Raw genomic sequence first — 22768 nt, 5'->3', positions numbered from 1 at the left:
ATATAATATTATACGTGTAGTATTTACTTATATATTATAATTAATAAGTTATATAATTAAAAACGTACGTAAACGATATGGCCAATATTAAAGCAAACGAAAAGAGCTATCGTCAGAATTTAAAGGCTAATCAATTAACTAAAGGTTTTAAAACAGCATTAAAAAATCAAATTAAGAAAACTAAAGTTTCTAAAGATAAAAAAGATGCTGATAAAGTTTATTCTTTAGCAGATAGATTAGCTAAAAATAATAGAATTTCTAAAAACAAAGCTCGTCGTCTTAAATCAAGAGCAGCTAGATGAACAAATGCACAAGCTGCAACTAACTAAAAACCTTGGAATTATTAATCCAAGGTTTTTTTAATGTGTCCAATACTATTTTTCATTAGTTGATAATTTTTATCAAATTTCAAGTAATATATTCCCATCGGGTCGTTTGCAACATCGACTTCTTTCTTTTCTTTATTTAATAAAGATACGATTTTGATCTCATCAAATTTAAAGTTTGGGCCATAAATCATATATTCTTGAGCTTTTTTAAAGTTATTTTTACATGTTACTTTTACATAACCATCATCTTGAATTTCATCAACAATAAAAGCGAATGTTTGAGCTATTTTGCGTTCTTCTTCATGGTATAACATAGCATCAATACCAGGTTGACCGTGAGCAAAACCCTTTTTGGTTAAACGATTTTCAGCTGATTTTAATTCTGCTCTAGCTTTAGTTAGCATTTCTTGTTCGCTATCCTTATTAACATTAAATCCATTGGTTAGATAGTAGTTCATAGCATAGCGATATGATTTGATTACCGTAGCCACATAATTAATCGACTTCATACGACCTTCTACTTTAAATGAAGCAACACCTAATTCCATCAGTTTCTTAATCTCATCGATTAAAGCCATATCTTTCGGTGACATTGTAAAAGAATCTGAATAATGATTCATCTCTTCATCTTTTAAATCATATCTTCAACGACAAGATTGCGCGCAACCACCAACGTTAGCATCACGAAGAGATCAGTTATTAGACATCATACATCGTCCACTAAACGAAATACATACAGCACCGTGAATGAAGTATTCGATTTCTACTTTATCCTTAACATTAGGCATTAATAGCTCTAATTCTTCTATTGTTACTTCACGAGCTAATACCACTCTTGATAATCCATTACTTTTTCAAAATAAGGCTGACTTAGAATTTGTAACACTTTGTTGAGTTGATAAATGTAATTCTAGTTCTGGATGATTATTTTTTGTGTGATGAATTATAAACGGATCAGCAACAATTAATCCATCAACACCTGTTAGAGCTAACTCATCAATAAATTTAGCATAACCTTTAACTAAGGGGTTGTGACACACAACATTAACCGTAATATAAATTTTCTTATTACGTTCATGAGCGTAATCTACAATTTCTTTTATATCTTTAAAAAAGAAATTGCTAGCACTAGATCTCAATGAATAAGCTTTGGCACCGATAAAAACTGCGTCTGCACCATAGTCAATAGCAAACATCGCTTTTTGAACATCTCCAGCAGGAGCTAATAATTCGTACTTCATTATTGTTTCGTTTCTGCCTTTTCTTCTTTAATTAAATGTTTGATTTCTTTTATACCGCCAAAGAATCCCGAAGCAATTTCAATTGGCAAGCATAATTGTTCAATTTTGCCGTAGTTTTTGTTAATTTTGTCTTCAGAAACTGTTTTATTTTCTCTCAGATCATTGATGATATTTTGATATATTAAAGTAATAGATTCATGAGCTTTTTCATCAATCATAATTGAATCGATTCGAACATAATCTAAACCATATTCATAAAGTTCTTTTATATGTTTAATGGCACATAATATGTAACCTGTAAACATATGAGTACCAAATTCGTCTTCATAAATAGCATTAGGGTATTTTCTTAATGCTTCACGAATTCATAATTGTTTTTTAGAAGATAATTTATCTGAAATTCTAGCATACGCTTCAAAGTTAGAAATCATCTTTCATCTAGAATGCATAAAAAAAGCATATCCTTGTATTTGCATTTCTAATGATAAAGATTTCTTATTATCATGCATTTGTTTAATTTCATTCATAAAAAGTTCTCTTGCAAGAACTAAATGGTTAATCTTATTTTCGATGAAAAAATCAAATTGACCATAAGATGTAACCATCGTTTCTGAATGATATGCAACTTCTAAATTTAGTTGTTTTTCCCGTATAATTTGCACAATTGCATAATCTTGGAAATAAACTTTATCAACTTTTAATTCGTTTAATTCGCATAGTTTATTTTCTAAATCTGATATCTGATTTTCAAAAATAAAACTGTTCATTAAGACAAATATTTTTGTATTTGACTTTTTATCGTTTCTATATTGAATTAAATTTTTTAGTTCAGAATTATTTAATGTTTTAGTACAACGTAAAGCAAAATTTTCATACCCTACTAAGATACAATCTACTTTATTGTCAATAAATTTTTTAGCTTGATTAAGCGATTGGACTTGGCTTACTAAAAACATAAACGACTCCGTCTCCTGATTCATCTATTTCAACATTAAATTTATTCTTATCTAAATTACGAACAAAATTTTGTCATTCTAGGTTTTTATTATAAAGCTTATTATTAGGTTTTATGTTTTTTAGATAGAAATTATCAATAATCATAACCCCATTAGGCAATAAATAATTAATATATTTATTAAATAGATCGATTTGCTTACCTTTTGGTCCGTCTAGTATGATTGCTTCATATTTTTTATTAGGAATAAATTCATAACAATCACCATTGATACAATTAACATTTTCGAAATCAACTAATCATTCTTTAGCAATTGAATATCTTTCTAGATTTTTTTCTAATGTATCAATTTTTAGTTCTTTTAAATGATAACTAAGATACATTGAACTAAATCCAATACCTGTACCTATTTCAAGTAATTCCTTGACTTTAATATTAGTTAACTTATTAACTAAGTTAACTAAATTATCACCCCTCATAATCGGGATTTTCATTTCTATATTTAATTGTTTAAATTTATTTAGGATATCGATCATCATCAAAAAAAGATTGCAATAAAACATAAGCTGCAATCTTATCTATTTTTTCTTTTCTTTTTTTAGCTTTTATTTCGTTATCCATCATAATTTGATCTGCAATTATTGAAGTATAACGTTCATCATATAAAATGATTTCATTTTTGTAATTCGCTTTAAGCAATTCAATAAAATTTTCAACCATAATTGTTGTTGAAGATTTTGTATTATTGATATTTAAAGGTATACCGATAACAAACTTAAAATCATAGAAAAAACTGTTAGTTTTTTCTTTAAGTTTATTCAAACATTGATTAAAATCACCTTCATTGTAGGTAATAACACAGTATGGTGAAGCAATCTTAAAATCACCGTCACCTGTAGCTATTCCCAGTTTTTTAGAACCGACATCTAAAGCAACGTAGTACATAAATTAATGAAATCCGTTTTTAGTTTATCGATATCTTTATCAGTGCTAAATCCACCTTGAGCGAAGTTAGGTTTTCCGCCACCTTTAGCTTCAAATGTTTTGTTAATTTTTTCGATTAGAATTTTGGCATTAAGTTTATCTGTCGGATTCTTAATACCAATTAGATAACTAATCTTGTTATCAATCTTGTTAATAAAGAAGAATAAATGATCTTGTTTTTCATTTACTAATTCTGTATGAGCGATTGATAAAGCTTTGGATTCTTCTTTGTCAAAGAATAATAAAACAATTTTGTGTTCTAAATTATTTAAAGCTATTTGTTTGATCTTGTTAGCTTGATCTTTAGTTTTTTTCTTATCTAACTCTAATTTGTTTTTCTTGAATTCTTCTTTTAATTCTTCGAATTCTCTTAATGATTTTCTTAAATCCTTGATTGAATTGGGTAACGAGAAGTTATTTATCTTACTTCCAATCTCTTTTATTGAAGCAAATTCATTAGATGAAAAACTAGGATAATTACCTAATTCATCGATCATTTTAGCTTTTTCTTTAATAATTTCTTCTTGTTTGCTAATTAAGTAATCTTGAATTGTTTCGTTAGAACTAATAATCTCGATTCTTCATCTACCAGCACCTAGTGAATAAAGATCGGTGATGAAACAATCCTCGATTTCTTTAGTGTTATTTACGTGTGTTCCACCACATAATTCAACACTGTAATCTTCCATTTTAATTACACGAAGTAATTCATGCTTCTTATATTCTTCTTCAAAGTAAGCAATCGCGTTCATCTTTTGACTAGTTTCATAATCAACATAATGAACACCAACAGGTAAAGCATCAGCTATTACTTTTCTTATTTTACTTTCAACTTTTTCAATTTCTTCATCAGTTAATTTAGAAGGATAGTTGAAATCAAGTGTAGCTTTAGCTGCTGATTTAAACGCGCCTGATTGCTTAATGGTTTCACTAATAGTATTTTTAAGAGTAGCGTGTAAAATATGTTCTAATGAGTGATTTTTTCTTACTAATCTTCTTCAATTTTCGTCATGTATTAATTCAACTTTTTCATCAAGTCAAAAACTAGCTTTATTGAAGTGGTGTAAGTGTTGTTTGTTCGGTGCTTTAATTACATTATCAAAATGAACAACTAAATCACCTTTTTTAATACAATAACCTTCGTCATATCTTTGACCACCAGAAGTTGCGTAAATAGGTGTATCTTTAAACACAACATAACCTGAACCAACTTCAATTTTATCTACAGGATTAAAGTTATCATCAAAAATTGCGATAACATTGGTTTTAATGTTGTTTTTATCGTAATGAAACTTAGATTCTTTATCAAACTTAAGAAGATTTTCATTTTGTTTTTTCATTCCAGTTTCATTGCTATTAGCTTTAGAAACTTCTTGATGTTTTTTAAATAGTTTTTCAAAACCTTCGATATCGATTTTAATATTAGATTCTTGCGATAATTCTTTAATTAAATCTAAAGGAAATCCGTATGTTTCAACTAATTTAAAAATTATTTCAGCTGTTAAACCATTAGTTGTTTTAGCTTGATTAAAAATATCAAAACCATAATCTAATGTTTTACTAAAGTTATTAGATTCATTAGTTATAGCTTCTAGAATAATCTTCTTGTTGTCTAATAAATGTTTAAAGAAATCGCCGTATATTTCAATAATTTTGTTAATTGCACCTTGTAGGTATTCAGGTTTAGCATCTAATTTTCTTGCATAAACAAACGCTCTACGAAGTAACTTTCTAATAATATAATCACGATCTTTAGGTCCTGGTAATACACCATCTGCGATTGCAAAAACTCCACATTTTAAGTGATCAGCTATTACCCTAAATGCTTTAAGAGTTTCTTGTCTTTTTTTATCGTTACTAAAGTAATCTTCGACAACATATTTGCTATCAGTGTATTTTTCAATCTCTCGAATAATCGGCAAGAATAAATCAGTGTCGTAATTAGTCGGAACATCTTGTAATACTGAAGCAAATCTTTCTAAACTAGCACCGGTATCAATATTCTTTCTTAATAATTCAGAATAGTTATTTTTCCCATCATTATTGAATTGCGAAAACACAATGTTTCATACTTCGATATAACGATCGTTTTCAATATCTTCAAAGAATAATTTTTCACCTAATTTTTTAGGATCATATTTTTCTCCACGATCATAATAAATCTCTGTACAAGGTCCACAAGGACCAGAACCTAAATCTCAAAAATTTCTTTCCTTGTTACATTTAATAATATGCTTAGGATCTATTCCTTGTTGTACTCAATTATCATAAGCATCATTATCATCATGATAAACAGTAATATATAGTTTATCTTTATCTAAACCATATTCTTTTGTTAATAGTTCAAAACCAAATTGGATAGCTTCTTTTTTGAAGTAGTCACCAATTGAGAAATTACCTAACATTTCAAAAATCGTATGGTGTCTTGAAGTTACACCAACGTTTTCGATATCATTAGCTCTAATACATCTTTGTGAGTTAGCTAATCTAGGATTTATCGGGTTCTCTTCTCCCGAAAAGAATTTTTTAAGTGTTGCTACTCCAGCATTAATTCATAATAAACTTGGATCATTAATCGGAACTAAAGATTTAGATTCAACAATCTCATGTTTTTTACTTTTAAAAAAGTCTAATCAAATTTGTCTTATTTGCGAACCACTTAAGCGTTTATTCATATGTTTAAATATTTAGTTTTTATAAAACTAGTCGGATTAATTTTATATTATTCAAATATTGATAATAACAACAACGATATAAATACGATTAATATTAAAATTTTTCCTTGAAAATAAAAGTTCATCAATTTTGATAGATTAATTTTGCGATAAATCGAAATACATCTAATATTTAAATGATTTATGTGCTTTATAAGCTAAAGGATGATTAATAATGTTTTAAGGTTGTTTTATAGATAAATTATTTTATTAATTCCATAAATAGATCTATAACAAAGAATTAGTTAATTTAAATTTATTTTTAATTTAATTGAATGTTTTTATGGATATTTTGTATATTTAATATAAATAAACTTATAGTTTATTACTTAATAAAATAGATAGAACTAATATTTTATAGGTTGGGTAGTTATAAAAATATGAATAACGAAAAAACTAAACTTTTAAGAGCGTGATTTTGTAATGAAATTATGAGTTTACCATGTTTTGATAAAAATGATAAACAAACAATACCTTTCGAACTTAAAAATGGTTATTCCACAATAAAAAAATATCAAAATGAATTATTCATTTTCTTTGGTGAATTAAATTATAAAACCGATGTTTTAAGTAAATTTGATTTAAAGAAAAAATGCGAGTGCGAGCTTGATAAACCAGATAACGAAGAAAACGAATATTGCGAAATATGTAAAATTTCAAAATTATTCGATAATAATAGCGATTCGAAACATTATTATTTAGGATACATTTTCTTAAATAAGTATAAGGAAGGCGATAAAATTAAGGACCCTTTTTTAAAAATAAAAATTAATGAAAAGGATAACTCAGATAATTCTATATATGTTTTAAATTTTTCTACTTATAAAAATGATTTTTTTATTTCTTTCGCATCTTATATAGCCACTAAAATTAAAGAAGATAGAGAAAATATTGATATATTAGAAGAATACGATAAATATAAGAAAGAATTAAAAGAGATTCAATCCGAATTACTCGATAAATACGAAAATAAAGAACCTGTTTTATTAAACGAATTATTAGAACACTTATTAAATAATAAATTTCATTTAGAATCCAATATTGATAAGAAAAAATATTGATATATTGAACCTAAAGAGGGTGAAGAATCTCCTTATTTTAGATATAGACAGCAAAGTTATTATTTAGATATTATTTTAGATGCAATCAATTTAATTAACAATAAAGAAAATAGATGAAATATACCGAAAAACCTAGAAAGATATCTAGGTATTAATGAATCAGATAAAGAGGAAAAATATAACTTTTTTGAAGATGAAAATAACGATAAATCTAATGAAGAGTTTCAAAAAAATTTAGAAAAATTTATTAATCCTGAATTTTATCCTAAAGCTAAATTTATCGGTAATCCTAAATATAATTTAACTTTGATGCAACAAGTAGCAATCAATATTAGCGTTCAACAAAAATCGGAAAACATCGTTAATGATATTTGAAGTGTTAATGGACCTCCAGGAACAGGAAAGACTACCCTGCTTAAGGATATTTTTGCTGAAATAATTTGCGAACAAGCCGAATTATTAAGTAAAGAGAGTCTTAATTTAGAAAATATAAAAGATAAAGAAAATAAGATTAGAGAATTGATTAGAAACAATAATAATCAAATTCTAGTATTAAGCTCTAATAATGGCGCTGTTCAAAATATTGTTAATGAATTACCTTTAATCCCTGATGATTTACCAGATTTTTTAAAAGATGAACTTGATTATTTTAAGGATGTTAATAAAAATCAAACAAGTCATGGTTCTTGCAATAAATCTAATAAAATAACCTTTGGTCAAATTTCGTTAGAAGGAGGAAGTGGTAAAAAGGAAAAAAGGCTTGAAGAATTATATAACTCAATCATTCAATGGTGCAAGAAAAATGAAAATGAGAAAAAATTTGAAAATAGTAGAACAGCGTTTAATGAGTTGCTATCATCCGTAAAAGAAATTAATGAATTGCATCGCGAAGTGATAGGTTCATTTAAGATTGTAAAAAATGGTTTTTCTAAAAAAGAAACTTATAACGATTTTATAAAATACGAATATCTAAAATATCAAAAAAACAAGCAAATAAACGATTTTTTTACGGAAATAACTGAAAATATAACTGAAGAATTAAATAATTTATCTAGATTAAAAAAAGTAAAAGATGGTTATCAATTCAAACCAAAAATTGAGCATTTAAATCAAGATTATTCAAGTAGTTTTTTCTCAAGATTATTTAAAACAAAGAAATATAAGATTCTTTCTATCAAGAAAGAAAATGCTGATCGTTTATTTAATTTTTTAGAAAAATTAAATAAGAAAATAAATAATTTATTCCAGTTGTATAAAAACGCATTCAATAAATATTTAAATAATGATTCCATTAAACTGATTGATATTAACAATTTAGAACTTTTAATAACTGAATATAACTATAATGATAAAAGTATAAACAGAGAAGAAAAACAAAAAGACAATCCTTATTCAAACGAAATTATAAATTCTTTGAGAATGCTTTTATTTGTTAGAGCGCTAAAATTCAAAAAAGAATTTATTTGTAAATATGTAGATTATTTCGACGCTAAAAATTGCAGAAAAGATGGATTTTATCATTTATCTCGTTTCATTTTCCCGATAACGAGCTCTACTTTTGCTAGTTTTAAAAATATTTACGCAAAAATAAACCATAATAACATTACTAATAATAAAGAAGGTGGCATTAACGATGATCTTAAGACTAAGATTAGGTACGCATTCGTTGATGAGGCCGGTCAAGCAGTTCCTTGATCTTTAGTAGGAGCGTTAATGTGCGCTAACAAAGTGATAGTTGTTGGTGACCCTGATCAGATAAAGCCTGTTCTAACAACAGATAGCTATATTCAAAAATGAATTAAACAAAACGAATCTTTAGATGATGAATATTTTAACCCTGATTTATCAGTACAAACATTTGTTGATAGAATATCTAATTACTACAATAAAAACGAAAATAGAAAAAACTCTATAAAAGGTCTACCTCTATGAGTTCATAGAAGATGTGACAATCCCATGTTTTCTATATCAAATGAAATATCTTACAACGGAAAGATGGTTAAAGTTACAAAGGATTCAACTTTCAACCCTAGTTGTATTATAAATATACCTGGTGAAGATATTAAGGGTCATAATGTTGAAAGACAAATAAATAATTTACCTAAAATTATCGATAAAATTAAAGAAATTTGCTCTTTAGCAGATAGCAAAAATTTCCCTGATAATAAAGATTCAACGATAAGCAACAAAGATATTTTCATAATATCACCATTTAAAGAGGTCAGCTCTAAAATAAAATATAACAAATACTTAAAAGATATTAGCTGTGGTACTGTTCATACTTTTCAAGGTAAGGAAGCTAAAGTCGTAATTTTAATGTTGGGTGTTAATAAAAAAAGTTCTGGCGCTGCTAAATGAGTAGTAAAAGAACCTAACCTAATAAATGTGGCCGTAACAAGAGCAAAACAATATTTCTTTGTTGTTTGTGATTTTAATGTCTATAAAAGTATTCATAATGACACATTTAATACTTTATGTAAATTGATTAGCAAAAAGAATTCGGCTAACGACGATACAGAAAAAATTTATAGTCTGGATGAATTTTTAGACATTAAGATTTAGTTGTCTTTATAAAAACAAATGAGCAGTAAATGAAATACATTAAGCAATATAATGAAAAATTGATGAACGCAAATGAAGCAGTATCTTTAATAAAAGATAAATCAACAATTTGATTTGATTACATTCAACCTAGAAATATATTAGAAGCTATAAAACAATCATTAGAAAACAACAAATATTCTCATCTAGATTTTTATTATTATGCATCTAGTTATTATTGCGAAGATACGATTTTTCTTGATAAATTTAGTAATTTCATAACGAGACATTGTTTTTTCTTTAGAGCTCCTGAAAGAGATTTATCAAGCAGATATCAACAAGGTTTAATAAAGAATAATATTGAATATTATCCATTTCATTTTTCTAAATCTACAGAGCTATTAAGCGACTTCAAAATTGATACTGTTATTTTATTAACGACTGATATAGATGAAGAAGGTTATTTTAATCTAGGTTTATCAACTTGCTATGATATCAATCTAATTAAAAAAGCAAAAAATATCATTATTGAAGTTAATAAAAATATGCCTTATGTTATAGGTGATAATCATAAGCTACATATAGATGAAATCAACGCAATAGTTATGTCTGATTATCTTTTAGCAGAAGCATTATCAATAGAACCTACCCAAGAACAATTAACTATCGCTAAATATGTTGCTTCATTAATTGACGATCGTTCAACCATTCAATTAGGAATAGGCACTATTCCTAATATGGTATGTAAGGAATTAATTAATAAAAAAGATCTAGGAATTCATACAGAAATCCTAGGTACTGGAATGGTTGAACTAATTAAAAAAGGTGTTGTTACTAACAAATATAAAAATATTGATTCCGGATTTTCTACTTTTGTTTTTGGTATCGGTAACAATGAGATGTATTCTTATTTAAATCGCAATGAAAAATTTAAAATTGCTAGATTTGATTATGTAAATAATCCGGTAAATATCGCAAAAATTGATAATTTTATTTCAGTCAATTCAGCTATTGAAATCGATTTATTTGGAAGCATTAACGCCGAACAAATTGATCATAAACAATATTCAGCTTCAGGAGGTCAGGCTGATTTTATTAGAGGGGCTAGCTATTCTAAAAATGGTAAGAGCATTATCGCAATTAGATCAACAACAAGTGACTATAAAAAATCTAAAATTGTTGTTGATCTAAAAGGTATCACAACAACTTTAAGAAATGATATCGATTATGTGATAACAGAATATGGTATAGCTAAACTTAAGGCTAAATCATTAAAAGAAAGAGCTAAACTATTAATTAGTTTAGCTCACCCTAAATTTAGAGAAGAATTAACAAAGCAAGCTAAGGCAAGATTTATTATTGATTAATTTTGCTTTGTTTTGAATTAATTAATTTTGGTAATCTTACCACCACCTACAACTCATAGGTTTTGATCATATATAACACCGTATTGCCCTAAGGTTACAGCAATTTGTTTTTCATATTTAACGACAACTTTATCGTTATCATACGAAACAATTTCGCATTCTTGAAGTTTTTGACGATGTCTAAAACGAATATAAAGTTTTTTATTTAATAAACCTTCTTTATCATTAATTAATCAATTAAAGTTTGATATCTCACAAGATTCAGAAGCTAAATACCGATCCTTAGTTGATTCATAACAAACATATAAAGTGTTTGTGGATAAATCTTTGTTACAAACAAAGATTTTTTCTTTAGTTCCACCAACATTTAAACGTTTAGATTGACCGATTGTATAAAAATACAATCCGTCATGTTCTCCCACTATTTTGTTTTCATTAATTAAAACAACAGGACCTTTGTTGATCTTTAAATAATTAGACAAGAAGTTCTTAAAATTACGCTCACCAATGAAGCAGATACCAGTAGAATCTTTTTTAGTAGCTACATAAAGGTTAGCTTCTTGAGCAATCTTTCTTACAGTCGGTTTATCTAAATCACTTAAAGGAAATATAATATTTCTTAATTGTTCTTTATTAAGCATTGTTAAGAAATATGTTTGATCTTTATTATGATCATTAGTATGAACTAAAAACGGTTCTCCGTTTTTAGTTTCTAGTTTTGCATAATGCCCAAAGGCAATTTTGACATCATTACCAAATTTGTTTTTAAGGGCATTAATAAATCAACCAAATTTACCAAATTGATTACATAAAACATCTGGATTAGGAGTAAGTCCTTTTTTGTAATCTTCTAGCATTTTTAAGAAAACATCATTTCAATATTGTTCGACAAAATTGAAATAATGAAGTTCAATGTTTAGTTGCTCGCAGATTTTTTTAGCATCTTCATAATCTTGTTTAGCATCACATCCTTGAATCTTATCATCTTGGTTATTGCGCAGCAATTCAAGATTAATATCGCTGTCCCAGTTTTGCATAAAAGCCGCTGAGACATCATAACCTTGTTGTTTCAATAAATAAGCACAAACAGCTGAATCAACCCCGCCTGATAATGCGATGATAACTTTTTGTTTTGGTTGGTTATTAAAATAATCTAATGCATTTTTTTTATCTTGTTCGATTGCTTGTTTTAATTCATCTATTGAATTAAATTTAGTAGTAGGACGAATAAATTTAAGGATCTCAACTTTGATGTTTTTACCATAAATATCTTGATTAAAATCAAAGATATGCGCTTCGCATTGTCTTGATTCTTCGTTGAAAGTTTTAGGTTTTCCAATAAAAGCTATCCCTTGATATTTTTGTTCATCAAGAATAATATTACAAATATATGAACCTTCAATCAAATCAATTAGATGTTCATCAATTTTAATATTAGCAGTTCTAAACCCAATTGTTCTACCGCGTTTGTTATTCTGAATTACTTCACCTTTTAGATAGAAAGGTAAAACTAATAATTGATTAGCATTTTGAATCTTTTGATTCAAAATCAATTGTTTAATCTTGGTAGTACTACAATCGTTTTTTGGGATAACTACTAATTCAAAACCATTTTTAATTAATAAATTGTAATCAGCTTGATCACTACCTAATTTAAAATCAGAACCTACAATAATCCGTTTAGGATTAATTATCTTTAAATAAGTATCAATAAACTCTTGGGCGGTTAAATTGTTTTTTAATACATCATAAACTAATAATTGCTTAACATTAGTTAAGTTAGCAATTTGTTCTATGCTATCTTTTCGACAATATAATAGTTTTTGTTTTTTAGGGACATTATCAAACGTTAAAACATTAAAATTATCTGATGAATTAAATAACTTTAAATGTCCCTTATGTATTCCATCAAAATAACCAATTACTAAATCAACATTTTTGTTAATTTGATTTAGGTTCTTATCTATTAAATCGATAATCGATCACATCTTTTAAAGTATATTTACCTGATTTGGTTCGGATTAATTCAACCATCATTGCTGTAGTATCAAAATAAGTAGCTAAATCAACAACAAATGATCGAACATAAAAGCCTTTTTTAACATCTAATAAGATCTCTGCATAATCATCATAATAAGATATTAATCGCGCTTTATATAAAGTTGTTAACCGTTCTTTAACTTCGAATTCAATATCACTTCTAGCTAGTTTATACGCTCTTACACCGTTTATTTTTAACGCCGAAAACTTCGGTGGTGTTTGGTAAAATGTCTTATTAGTAAACAACTCAAGATAACTGTTAATTTTATCTTGAGTTGGTACATAATTAGAAGTTCTGATTACTTTGCCTAGTGAATCATAACTATCGGTATGAGTATTAAACTTTAATTTTACCAAATATTGTTTATCGTCTTTATTAAGATCATTTAGCACTTTAGTTTTATTGCCAGTCCCGACAACTAGAACTCCTGAAGCTAATGGATCTAAAGTTCCATTATGACCTGCTTTTTTGATCTTGAATTTTTTCTTGAAGATATTTAAACAAAAAGCACTAGAGATATTTTTAGGTTTATCAATAATAACTATTTGGTTATTAAAATCCATTTTTATTGAAAGTTTCTGATCAAGTTATATGTATCTAAATAAGAATAACCAACAGCTAACATTATTGAAGTGATAACCGCTAAAATTATTCCAATAAATATCGTAGCTCAGATCACCATGTGTAAACTAAACGAACGATATACTTGGTTAATTCCAGAAAAGAATGCCGCAATAAAATATAGGTATGGCAAGAAAAAGATTGCAAAATAGACAATCGCCATAATTCGCATCGCTTCATTTAATGTTTTAGCATTATGAACAGCTGGATATTGCGTTGATGGTAAACTAATGAATCTTTGCATAATACCTAAAACGATCGCAAAGAAAATTACCAAGACAACAGTTATAGAAGTGATCAATACTCACTTCTTCTTCATTAACTTATCGTTGTTAAGAGCAATTTTATACTGTTTGAATATATTTTGTTTTTGCATAATAGTTAGATATATTTTAAAAAAAATTATTTAAATAAGATAAATCTTTAAACGATCTTTTAAATTTAACCAAAATTAAGTTTTTAATTAATATCAGATTAGTTTTATAAAGTTATTCAGTAACGCTGAATAACTTTATTATCTTGTAATATTTCATTTTCTAGAATACCATGATTATTCTTGATTGTTTTTACTGATCCAATATTATTCTTATCACACACTAAAAGAATTTTATCTAAGTTTAATTTTTTGCATTTTATTAAGCCTAGTTGCAAAATTTTAGTGGCATATCCTTTTTGTCGTTCTGATGGTCTGATTCCATAACCAATATGACCACCATAGTTTAATAAGTAATCATTAAGATAATGGCGAATGTTGATAGCTCCTAGAGCTTTGTTATTTATTTCGTCATATAAGAAGAATGTTGAATCAGCAACCATCCCATTTGAGTCATCTTTATTATCTAGATTATCTAGATAATAATCAAAATCTTTGTAAGAATTTTTAAAGATCGCATAAGGCGAATTATTAACATCGTTTTGTTTATTAAACTCAATTCATTCTTCAAGCATATCAACAATAACTTGTTTATGAGTTTTATCTGGTTTGATTAATTGTAAATTCATTGATTGATAAATATAATTATGAAATAATCAGCTTTATGTAATAAAGCTGATTATTTTTATTTTTGTTCTTCTTCTTTAATTTCAGCAAGAATACGATCTATTTTCATACCATTTGTAATACTTTCATCTTGGTAGAAAACTAATTGCGGAACTTTTCTTATAGTTAATTTTTTACTTAAGATAAATTTAAAAACACCAGCAACGTCTTTGTATGCTTGCAATGTTTTGGCAATGTTTTTTTGGATGAAACAATCGATGTAAATTTTAGCTATACTTTTGTCTGGTGATAGTTTAACTGAGGTAATTGAACTTTCTCTTACCAAGCGATTTTCAATCTCTGAACTAATTGCGTTATTAAGAATTCGATGAATTGTTGATTCTAATCTTAAAGTTTTAATATTACTCATTATTGCACTCGTTTTTTAACAATTTCATAAACTTCAATAATATCGTTTTCTTTAATATCATTGTAGTTTTCAACAACAATTCCACACTCTTTATTGTTTTCAACTTTATCAGCAAAATTTTCTTTAACTTTTAGTGAACCGATCTTAGATTTATAGATAATAACACCATCACGAATAATTCGACATAGTCCATTTTTAACTACTTTACCAGATTGAACATAACTTCCGGCTATCGTACCAATTTTTGAGTGTTTTCAAATTGCTCTAACGATTGCTTGACCTAAGTCTTGTTCTTCAAACACTGGGTCTAATTCACCCTTCATGATCTTTTCAAGATCTTCAACCATCTTATAAATGATTTCATAAGATAAGATTTCGATGTTTGATGAACTAGCTAAATCTTTAATTTGTTTAGAAACTGCTAAATTAAATGAAATAACAGTTGAATTTGAAGCTTGAGCTAATTTAATATCAGTTTCAGATATCGCTCCAGTTGAAGCCCGAATAATATTCGTAGTAACACCTTCAATGTTGATGTTAGAAATCGCGTATTTAATTGCTTCTAAACTTCCTTGAACATCTGACTTAATAATTAAATCAATACATTTAAGACCATCAGTGTTAACACGCGTTCTTTTTTCGTGGCTTTCTTGTAAACTTAGGTGTTTTTGTTTTTGTTGTTTAATTTTATATGATTCTGATAATTCTTTAGCTTCTTTTTCAGTAGCTAAACCTAAGAATTTTTCACCAGCAACTGGCACATTATCTAAACCTGAAATTTTAACAGGTGTTGATGGGGTGGCTTCAGTTATATTATTACCTTTTTCATCTTGCATTAATCTAACTTTACCAAAAGCAGCACCTATACAGATATAGTCACCAACTTTTAAAGTTCCACGCTTGATAATAACAGTAGCTTGTGGACCTAGCCCTGAAACTAATTTAGATTCAACAACAATACCATATGGATCTGCGTTAGGATTAGCTTTATATTCATTAATTTCTGCTAATGTAAGGATTGAATCTAATAACTCGTTAATACCTTCATTTTTTAATGCTGAACCTTGTACAAAGATTGTATCTCCACCATAATCTTCTGGTGATAAATCATATTTAGAGATCTGTTGAACAACACGTTCATAATTAGCAGATGGTTTATCCATTTTGTTAACAAAAACGATTATTGGAACACCTGCGTTTTTAGCATGGTCAATAGCTTCTTCTGTTTGAGGTTTAATACCGTCATCACCAGCTACAACCAAAACAACGATATCAGTAATATTAGCACCACGAGCACGCATTTCGGTAAATGCTTCGTGACCAGGAGTGTCAATAAATGTAATTAATTCATTATTTTTCTTAACTTGGTATGCACCAATATGTTGAGTGATACCACCAGCTTCACCAGATGTTACATTAGTAGATCTAATGGCATCTAATAAAGAGGTTTTACCGTGGTCTACGTGACCCATTACAGTAACAATTGCAGGGCGTTTAACTAGATCTTCTTTTTTATCTTTGAATTCGATATTATCTAAGATATTTTCATTTGTTACTTCTTTTTCGATCTTAAAATCAAGACCAAACTCTAAACACAATTCACCAATTTGTTCTAAAGAAAGAATCGTATTTAAGTTAATTGTATTGATCCCTTTAGCAAAAAAATATTTAATAATTTTAGCAACAGGTTGGTTAATTTTTTTAGCAAACTGATCGATACTTAAAGGGTCTGTATAAATAAAAACTCCATCTTGAACACCAACCTTAACTTCTTTTAAGTAAGATTTGATATTGATCTTAGATCTCTTATCAAATGGTTTTTTATTTTTTGCCGGTTTCTTATTCATATTGACCTCGTTTCTCTAATGCGGTACTAAGATTTTCAAATTGTTCTTCTGATACCTTAGTTTTAAAGCTTCTTTGTATTAAAGCTTTGATCTTTTTATCGATTTTGAATTCATTGTCTTTTTTAAAATACACGCCACGAGCTTTAATTTTGTTTTCTTGATCAATGATTAATTGATTGTTATAAAAAACGATTCGAAACAATTGATTTTTTGGAAATTGTTTTTTACTTATCAAATCAAGTCGTAGGCTAATGTTTTTCATTTCGTGCTAAATATTATAGATCATCGAAGCTGTCCAAGCTTTGACGTTGGCTCTTCTTCTTTTTCTTATCCTTGTCTTTTTCTTTTTTATCATCTACAAGGAGAACTTTTTTGATTTCTTTTTTTGGTGTTGCTGTTACATCGATTTCGCGAATTAATTCGGTAATTGATGTATTGTCATTTTTCACGTTATCATATGCTGATTCATCAACAGCAACAAACTCAACAGATTCTTGAATCTCTTCTTTTTGTTTTTTAGACTTCTTAGAAGCTTTAGTTTCTTTTTGTTCTTGTTGAGTATTATTAGGTTCTTCTAATAATTGATCTAAATCTATATTTGCAAGTTGTTCTGAAATATCATCAGATTGTTTTTTAATAGGTTGTTCTTGAACAACATCAACTTGATTCTCTTCTTCGTTGATTAATTCTTCGTTATTTTCTTGTTCAATAACTGAAGGATCAAATTCTTCGAATTGTTTAATTTCATCGAAGCTTTCAATAGGCAAGTTCTCATCTAATACTTCGTCTGAAATTGGTTTTGGTTGATATTTACTAACGTCAATCATTTCATAACGTTGTTCTTGTGGTTCAGTGTAAATACTATCAATATCAACTTTAATATCGGCATCTGATTCAACTGCTGTTGAGTAAGCAACCAATGGAGTTTGAATTTTTTCAACTTTCTTGAATGGTTGTTTTGATGCAATTCTTGATCTTCTGTTGTTGAATTTAAATTGGTCAGCTAATACTGAATTATTAATTGGCGAATAGTTTAATGGAACGATGTTAATACCATCTTCGATAGCAACTGAGTGAGCTTTAAAATCAATTGATCAACCAGTTATGTAAGATAATAATCTAACATTGATACCAGCTCTACCAATTAAGTAAGGTAAATATTGATCTTCTACAATAATATCAACACTTTTATCTCTTTCAGAATCTTCTAAAACATCGATCCCGATGATATCAACTGGATAACAAGCATTAGCAATTAATTTAAATACATCATCATTTCAGTGGAAGATATCAATAACTTCATTACTAAACTTAACTCCAGCTGAGTGTTCAATTAGGTTTGCTGCAATTGTTTTAATTCGCATCCCGCCATCACCTAAAATTAATGTAACAGGATCAATATCAGGATTATTTGATGAAACTGCAACTTTAGTTTTTTGTCCAGCTACTCTTTGAATCGCTTTAATTTCAACAATTCCTTCTTTAATCTCAGGAATGTTTTCAGTTAGTATATGTTGTACATATTTAGCGTCTGAACGTGATACTACAAGTGGTCAACTCTTAGATTGTTCTTTGATTTGAGTTAATACAAAATCATATTCAACATCTGGTTTTAACTCTTCGTTAGGAACTCAATCTTTTTTGTAATAATAAGCATAAATACCACCTAAATTAACTAATAAAATGTTTTGGTTGTTTTCATCTCTTTCAACAGTTCCACGAACAATTTTATTAAGTTTAGGAGTTCATTCAGATACAGCTTGTTTGTTAACTAATTCTGATAACTTTTGACGGAAATATTGCGAAATATTAGTAGCTACTACTCTTGATAAATCACTAATGCTAAGCGATCTTAAAAAATCATCGCCAACCTGAATTGTTGGGTTAGTTTTTAAAGCGTCACTTAAATGAATTTCGTTAATTTCATCAAATTCTTCTTCGCTAATAGAATTTTCAACTACTTTATATAGTTTAAAAATCTTTAATAAACCAGAATCAAAATCAATCATTACATCAATTCTTTGATCTGGATCTTCTTTAGCGCAAGCTCTAATAATTGCATCTTTTAAAATTGAACTTATTTCTTGTTTAGAAATATTTTTAGATAGAGCAACCGTCTCGATTGCTTCTAAGAAACTTTTATTATCAACACTCATGAATTAATTTAAAAAAGAAGCGACAACCTCGGGTTGTCGCTATTCATAATTCTTATTTTAATTATACAAGAAAATAATTTTATCTTAAAAGATAATTATTAATTTTCATTTTCTTTTCGAATTGATCTAGTTCCTTTATCGAGAATATCTTTAATCTCTAATAAGATTTTTTTCATATTAAGTTTTCATTCGGTAGATCAGATTGTGTAGTGTTCTCATCCACGATTTTTTAAGAAGATTTTGCGATAAACAAAGTTTTCGCTAAAATCAGCCATTCCTTTGAATTCTTTGATATCTAAATCAATTACTAGTATCGGAATATCATCATAATAAATAACGAAATCAAAGTTGTATGATCCGTTATCAACATTTCTCTTAACTGTGAAATATTGACCAAACATTTTTTCAAGAGTTTGTTTAACTTCTTCAAAAATATCAGGCTTTTGTTTTAGTTTATCTTCAATCTCGATTGTTTGTCGATCAAATGTTGGCAAGTTATCGTTTTTAGCGGTCTTTTCGCAATAATCTAGATATTCTACGAATAATCTAGAACCTGGTGAAGACGAACCTCAACCATTATATTCGCTAGCTTTAGATGACTTGAATATTTCAATGCGATCTTTGGCTCTGGTGATTGCTACATTTAATCGATTAATTCCATTTGTGGTGCTACTAATCGGTCCATAACTAACTACTGATTTGTCATAAGCAATTGAGAAGATGATAATATCACGTTCATCCCCTTGAACGTTTTCAACCGACTTAACAAATAATCCGGTGTATTCACCATTATCATTCGTACGTTCTCTTCATTCATTGATTAATGGATCATTCAATTTATCAAGCATTAACTCAATAAGGGTTGCTTGATTTTTATTAAAAGCAACGATACCTAAAGTTTTTTTGTAATCTTCAGTTTTAGTTAAACGTTGAACGCGTGATACGATTTCTTGAGCCTCAGCAACGTTCTTACGATCTTTTCATTTACCATTAATAACATCATGAACGATAAAAGAATTCTTTTGTTTGATCGCTTTGTTCATAAAGATCAATTCACTATCATAGATATGATCATTAGTAAAAGCGATTAAATCACCAAAATTCGAACGGTAGTGATACTTTAACATCACATTAATTCTGCTTCTTTCTTTCAAGAAATGAATTAAACTGATTGCATTAACTGATTCTTCAACTTCAATTAACTCTTCATCAGGAATATGATCAAGTGCTACTTCATCATATTCTGAACGAGATGAGAAGAAACTACTTGGTTGTAATTGCTTGGTATCACCTGCAATAATATAATTCTTAGCACGATAAAGCGATGGTAATGCTCTTTCTAAAAACACTTGGCTAGCTTCATCAACTATTACATAATCATACAAGTCCTTGCGGTTTTCAAGTAAAATTGATGCTGTTTCAAATGACATTATGTGAATTTTAAACATCCGCATAATGTTTTCACGGTTAAGATTGAATCATCAATTTATATTCTTAAAAATCTTATTACGTCCTTGACGACAAATTTCTAACAATGTCTTCTTATCTTCTTTGTAAAGATCATAAAAGTTTTTAATAATCTTAGCTTTAAGATTACGTTTACACGATTGAATATAAACATCAACATCAGAGGTATAGTTTTCTTGAAGACCATCTAAAGCATTTTGTGCTCAATTTAATTTACTTAAAAAAACGCCTGAATGATTTTGCACATATCAAGAATTAAAATATTCTTTTTGACGTTTCTTAATATTAATTTCAATATTCTTTAGAATAGTTCTTTTAGTTGTTTCAGATTTATATGGTTCTAATTCAATAAACCTATTAATCTGTTGAGTTACCAACTTGCAAGATTCAATCAGTTTTTCATATGGTTTGAATAAAAAAGGAACACGGTAATGTTCTTTAACAATTCCTTTTTTAGCATATAGATGAATAGCATACATCAGTGTTCTGATGTCATCTGGATCATTTTGATAAATCTTAAGAAATGTAGAAAAAGTACTAGCTTTTCATTTGGTATCAATTTCGTTATATAAAGCAATATACTCGCGATGTTTTTCCATTCACTCTTCGCTTGTATAAGTTCTCACTCAATCATTAAATCGAACAAAATCATCGATTTTAATATGTTCAACATCCAATGGTTCAAAACCTAAAATCAAACTCAAGAAAGAATAACTATAATCACCTGAGCTGATTTCGTAGTTATATATTTTTTGGATTATGTTCGACATTTCATAATACTGTTTTAAGTAGTTTTTATCGAACTTTGCAGGTGGTGTGTTTAAAACATTATCATAATAGTTTTCCACAAAGTATTTTTCGTAATTAGAAAACTGACTATAAAATTTACCTGCTTCTTTGTTTAAATTTGGGATGTATAATGCCAGGTTTTTAAACTTTCCTAAACGGTTATATACAACTTCCATTGCTGTCGCTTTTTCTGTAACAAACAATGCAGTTTTATTTCTAAGAGCAATATTAATTAAAATATTCAGGATCGTCTCAGACTTCCCTGTACCAGGAGGACCTTCGATAACAACATCACCTTCAAGAGCATGTTTAACAGCTAATTGTTGATAAAAATCTAAATGCGATACTAAATAAATATCACTTAATGAATATTCATTAGCAAACTTTTCGTGGTTAAATAAAAGGTCTTTTTTATTATTAAAAGTTTCATCAATAGCACCTGGATCATTAACCAATATTTCTGTAAAATCTTTTAATAATTTATCGCCTTTTACGTCAAAAACACCTAAAACAACATTATTTAAAATATTGTTTACAGCGCCATTTTCACTTCATTTTTGAACGAACTCTTTTTTAGTTATATTTTGAAAACGATAAAGTTCGTTCGTTGGCATTTTTTTAAATCCAATATCTAAGGATCTAAAGATCTCAATTGCTTGATCAACATCTAATTTCGATTGATCATAATTGTTTTCAAACAAGATCCCCCGCTTATTTGTTTCAACAGCAAGTATTGTTGTGTTAATTAAGAATTCTGACCTATTGATTGATAAGATAATTTTTTGATACTGATTAACTTGTTTTAATTCAACTTCTGCGTATAATAACGGCGCTTTATAGCTATCACCTCATTGGTTACAACCTTCAATAATTGGCAACCCAATAAATAAGGAAGCATCACCTGTTTCTCTTTGTTGTTTCTTAATTTTTTTATGCAACTTACTAAATTCATTTGTATAGTACTTATACAATTCTCTAGAATTATCAAATTCAAAAAGTCGCATCGCATCTTCATCAGATAATTCTTTTAGTTTTTTTAAATCTAATTCTAAATGATCGTTGCTATTAAGATATGTAATGATCCCTTTTATTGAGAGATCAAAGATATTAGAAGTAGCCTTTAGTAATTCTGCAATATCCATTATAGAACTACTAGTAGAACCAATTCAAAAGCTCTTTGATTTAGTTTTATCGTTAATAAGTCGATTCTTTAATCAAGTTCAATCAGAAGCCATAAATTTTTATT

At 27.8% G+C, this 22768-nt stretch carries 17 protein-coding genes; 3 read left to right on the top strand and 14 right to left on the bottom strand.

Annotated elements, in window-relative coordinates; all coding sequences use genetic code 4:
- The first annotated feature begins 77 nt into the window (after positions 1-77).
- Complete coding sequence (gene rpsT, locus NMG68_RS00555; RefSeq protein WP_255034771.1) at positions 78-329, top strand: 30S ribosomal protein S20; 252 nt, start codon at positions 78-80, stop codon at positions 327-329.
- Between the two features lie 14 nt (positions 330-343).
- Here rpsT and NMG68_RS00550 read toward each other — a convergent pair whose 3' ends face one another.
- From NMG68_RS00550 to alaS, 5 genes are read right to left on the bottom strand one after another with little or no spacing between them, the layout of a single operon-like run.
- Positions 344-1570, bottom strand: a complete 1227-nt coding sequence (locus NMG68_RS00550) for a peptidase U32 family protein (RefSeq protein ID WP_255034770.1) — start codon at positions 1568-1570, stop codon at positions 344-346.
- Positions 1570-2526: a U32 family peptidase gene (locus NMG68_RS00545; RefSeq protein WP_255034769.1), complete on the bottom strand. Its 957-nt coding sequence runs from the start codon at positions 2524-2526 to the stop codon at positions 1570-1572. The genes NMG68_RS00550 and NMG68_RS00545 overlap by 1 nt, the downstream gene beginning before the upstream one ends.
- The gene (locus tag NMG68_RS00540; protein ID WP_255034768.1) at positions 2495-3019 is read right to left on the bottom strand and encodes an O-methyltransferase; all 525 of its coding nucleotides are present in this window, start codon (positions 3017-3019) and stop codon (positions 2495-2497) included. The genes NMG68_RS00545 and NMG68_RS00540 overlap by 32 nt, the downstream gene beginning before the upstream one ends.
- Before the next feature lie 22 nt (positions 3020-3041).
- On the bottom strand, positions 3042-3470 hold the full coding sequence (ruvX, locus tag NMG68_RS00535; protein ID WP_255034767.1) for a Holliday junction resolvase RuvX: 429 nt from the start codon (positions 3468-3470) through the stop codon (positions 3042-3044).
- Positions 3452-6184: an alanine--tRNA ligase gene (alaS, locus tag NMG68_RS00530; RefSeq protein ID WP_255034766.1), complete on the bottom strand. Its 2733-nt coding sequence runs from the start codon at positions 6182-6184 to the stop codon at positions 3452-3454. The genes ruvX and alaS overlap by 19 nt, the downstream gene beginning before the upstream one ends.
- A gap of 419 nt (positions 6185-6603) precedes the next feature.
- Here alaS and NMG68_RS00525 point away from each other — a divergent pair, with 419 nt between their 5' ends.
- Both NMG68_RS00525 and NMG68_RS00520 read left to right on the top strand, forming a co-directional pair.
- On the top strand, positions 6604-9846 hold the full coding sequence (locus tag NMG68_RS00525; protein WP_255034765.1) for a DEAD/DEAH box helicase: 3243 nt from the start codon (positions 6604-6606) through the stop codon (positions 9844-9846).
- Between the two features lie 29 nt (positions 9847-9875).
- The gene (locus NMG68_RS00520) at positions 9876-11192 is read left to right on the top strand and encodes an acetyl-CoA hydrolase/transferase family protein (RefSeq protein ID WP_255034764.1); all 1317 of its coding nucleotides are present in this window, start codon (positions 9876-9878) and stop codon (positions 11190-11192) included.
- Positions 11193-11209: 17 nt separating this feature from the next.
- Here NMG68_RS00520 and mnmA read toward each other — a convergent pair whose 3' ends face one another.
- The 9 genes from mnmA to NMG68_RS00475 form a co-directional block, all read right to left on the bottom strand.
- Positions 11210-13180: a tRNA 2-thiouridine(34) synthase MnmA gene (gene mnmA / locus NMG68_RS00515; protein WP_255034763.1), complete on the bottom strand. Its 1971-nt coding sequence runs from the start codon at positions 13178-13180 to the stop codon at positions 11210-11212.
- A complete protein-coding gene (gene truB / locus NMG68_RS00510; protein ID WP_255034762.1) occupies positions 13152-13796 on the bottom strand; it encodes a tRNA pseudouridine(55) synthase TruB in 645 nt (214 codons plus the stop codon). The genes mnmA and truB overlap by 29 nt, the downstream gene beginning before the upstream one ends.
- 2 nt (positions 13797-13798) lie before the next feature.
- Positions 13799-14230 carry an MPN157 family protein gene (locus NMG68_RS00505; RefSeq protein ID WP_255034761.1) on the bottom strand — a complete coding sequence of 144 codons (432 nt, stop codon included), beginning with the start codon at positions 14228-14230 and terminating at the stop codon, positions 13799-13801.
- 104 nt (positions 14231-14334) lie between these two features.
- Positions 14335-14856 carry a GNAT family N-acetyltransferase gene (locus tag NMG68_RS00500; protein ID WP_255034760.1) on the bottom strand — a complete coding sequence of 174 codons (522 nt, stop codon included), beginning with the start codon at positions 14854-14856 and terminating at the stop codon, positions 14335-14337.
- Between the two features lie 56 nt (positions 14857-14912).
- Positions 14913-15263, bottom strand: a complete 351-nt coding sequence (rbfA, locus tag NMG68_RS00495; RefSeq protein ID WP_255034759.1) for a 30S ribosome-binding factor RbfA — start codon at positions 15261-15263, stop codon at positions 14913-14915.
- Entirely contained in the window at positions 15263-17110 is a 1848-nt protein-coding gene (gene infB / locus NMG68_RS00490; RefSeq protein ID WP_255034758.1) for a translation initiation factor IF-2, read from the bottom strand. Before infB ends, rbfA begins: the two co-directional genes overlap by 1 nt.
- Positions 17103-17372 (bottom strand): YlxR family protein, encoded by a 270-nt coding sequence (locus NMG68_RS00485; RefSeq protein WP_255034757.1) that lies wholly within the window; start codon positions 17370-17372, stop codon positions 17103-17105. The genes infB and NMG68_RS00485 overlap by 8 nt, the downstream gene beginning before the upstream one ends.
- A gap of 13 nt (positions 17373-17385) precedes the next feature.
- On the bottom strand, positions 17386-19266 hold the full coding sequence (gene nusA / locus NMG68_RS00480; protein WP_255034756.1) for a transcription termination factor NusA: 1881 nt from the start codon (positions 19264-19266) through the stop codon (positions 17386-17388).
- 98 nt (positions 19267-19364) lie between these two features.
- Positions 19365-22757 carry an AAA domain-containing protein gene (locus NMG68_RS00475; protein ID WP_255034755.1) on the bottom strand — a complete coding sequence of 1131 codons (3393 nt, stop codon included), beginning with the start codon at positions 22755-22757 and terminating at the stop codon, positions 19365-19367.
- Positions 22758-22768: the final 11 nt, after the last annotated feature.

Source organism: Mycoplasma bradburyae, assembly GCF_024338845.1.
Classification (GTDB): domain Bacteria; phylum Bacillota_I; class Bacilli_A; order Mycoplasmatales; family Mycoplasmoidaceae; genus Mycoplasmoides; species Mycoplasmoides bradburyae.
Note: the sequence above shows the minus strand (reverse complement) of the source record. Positions and strands in the feature narration are given on the sequence as shown.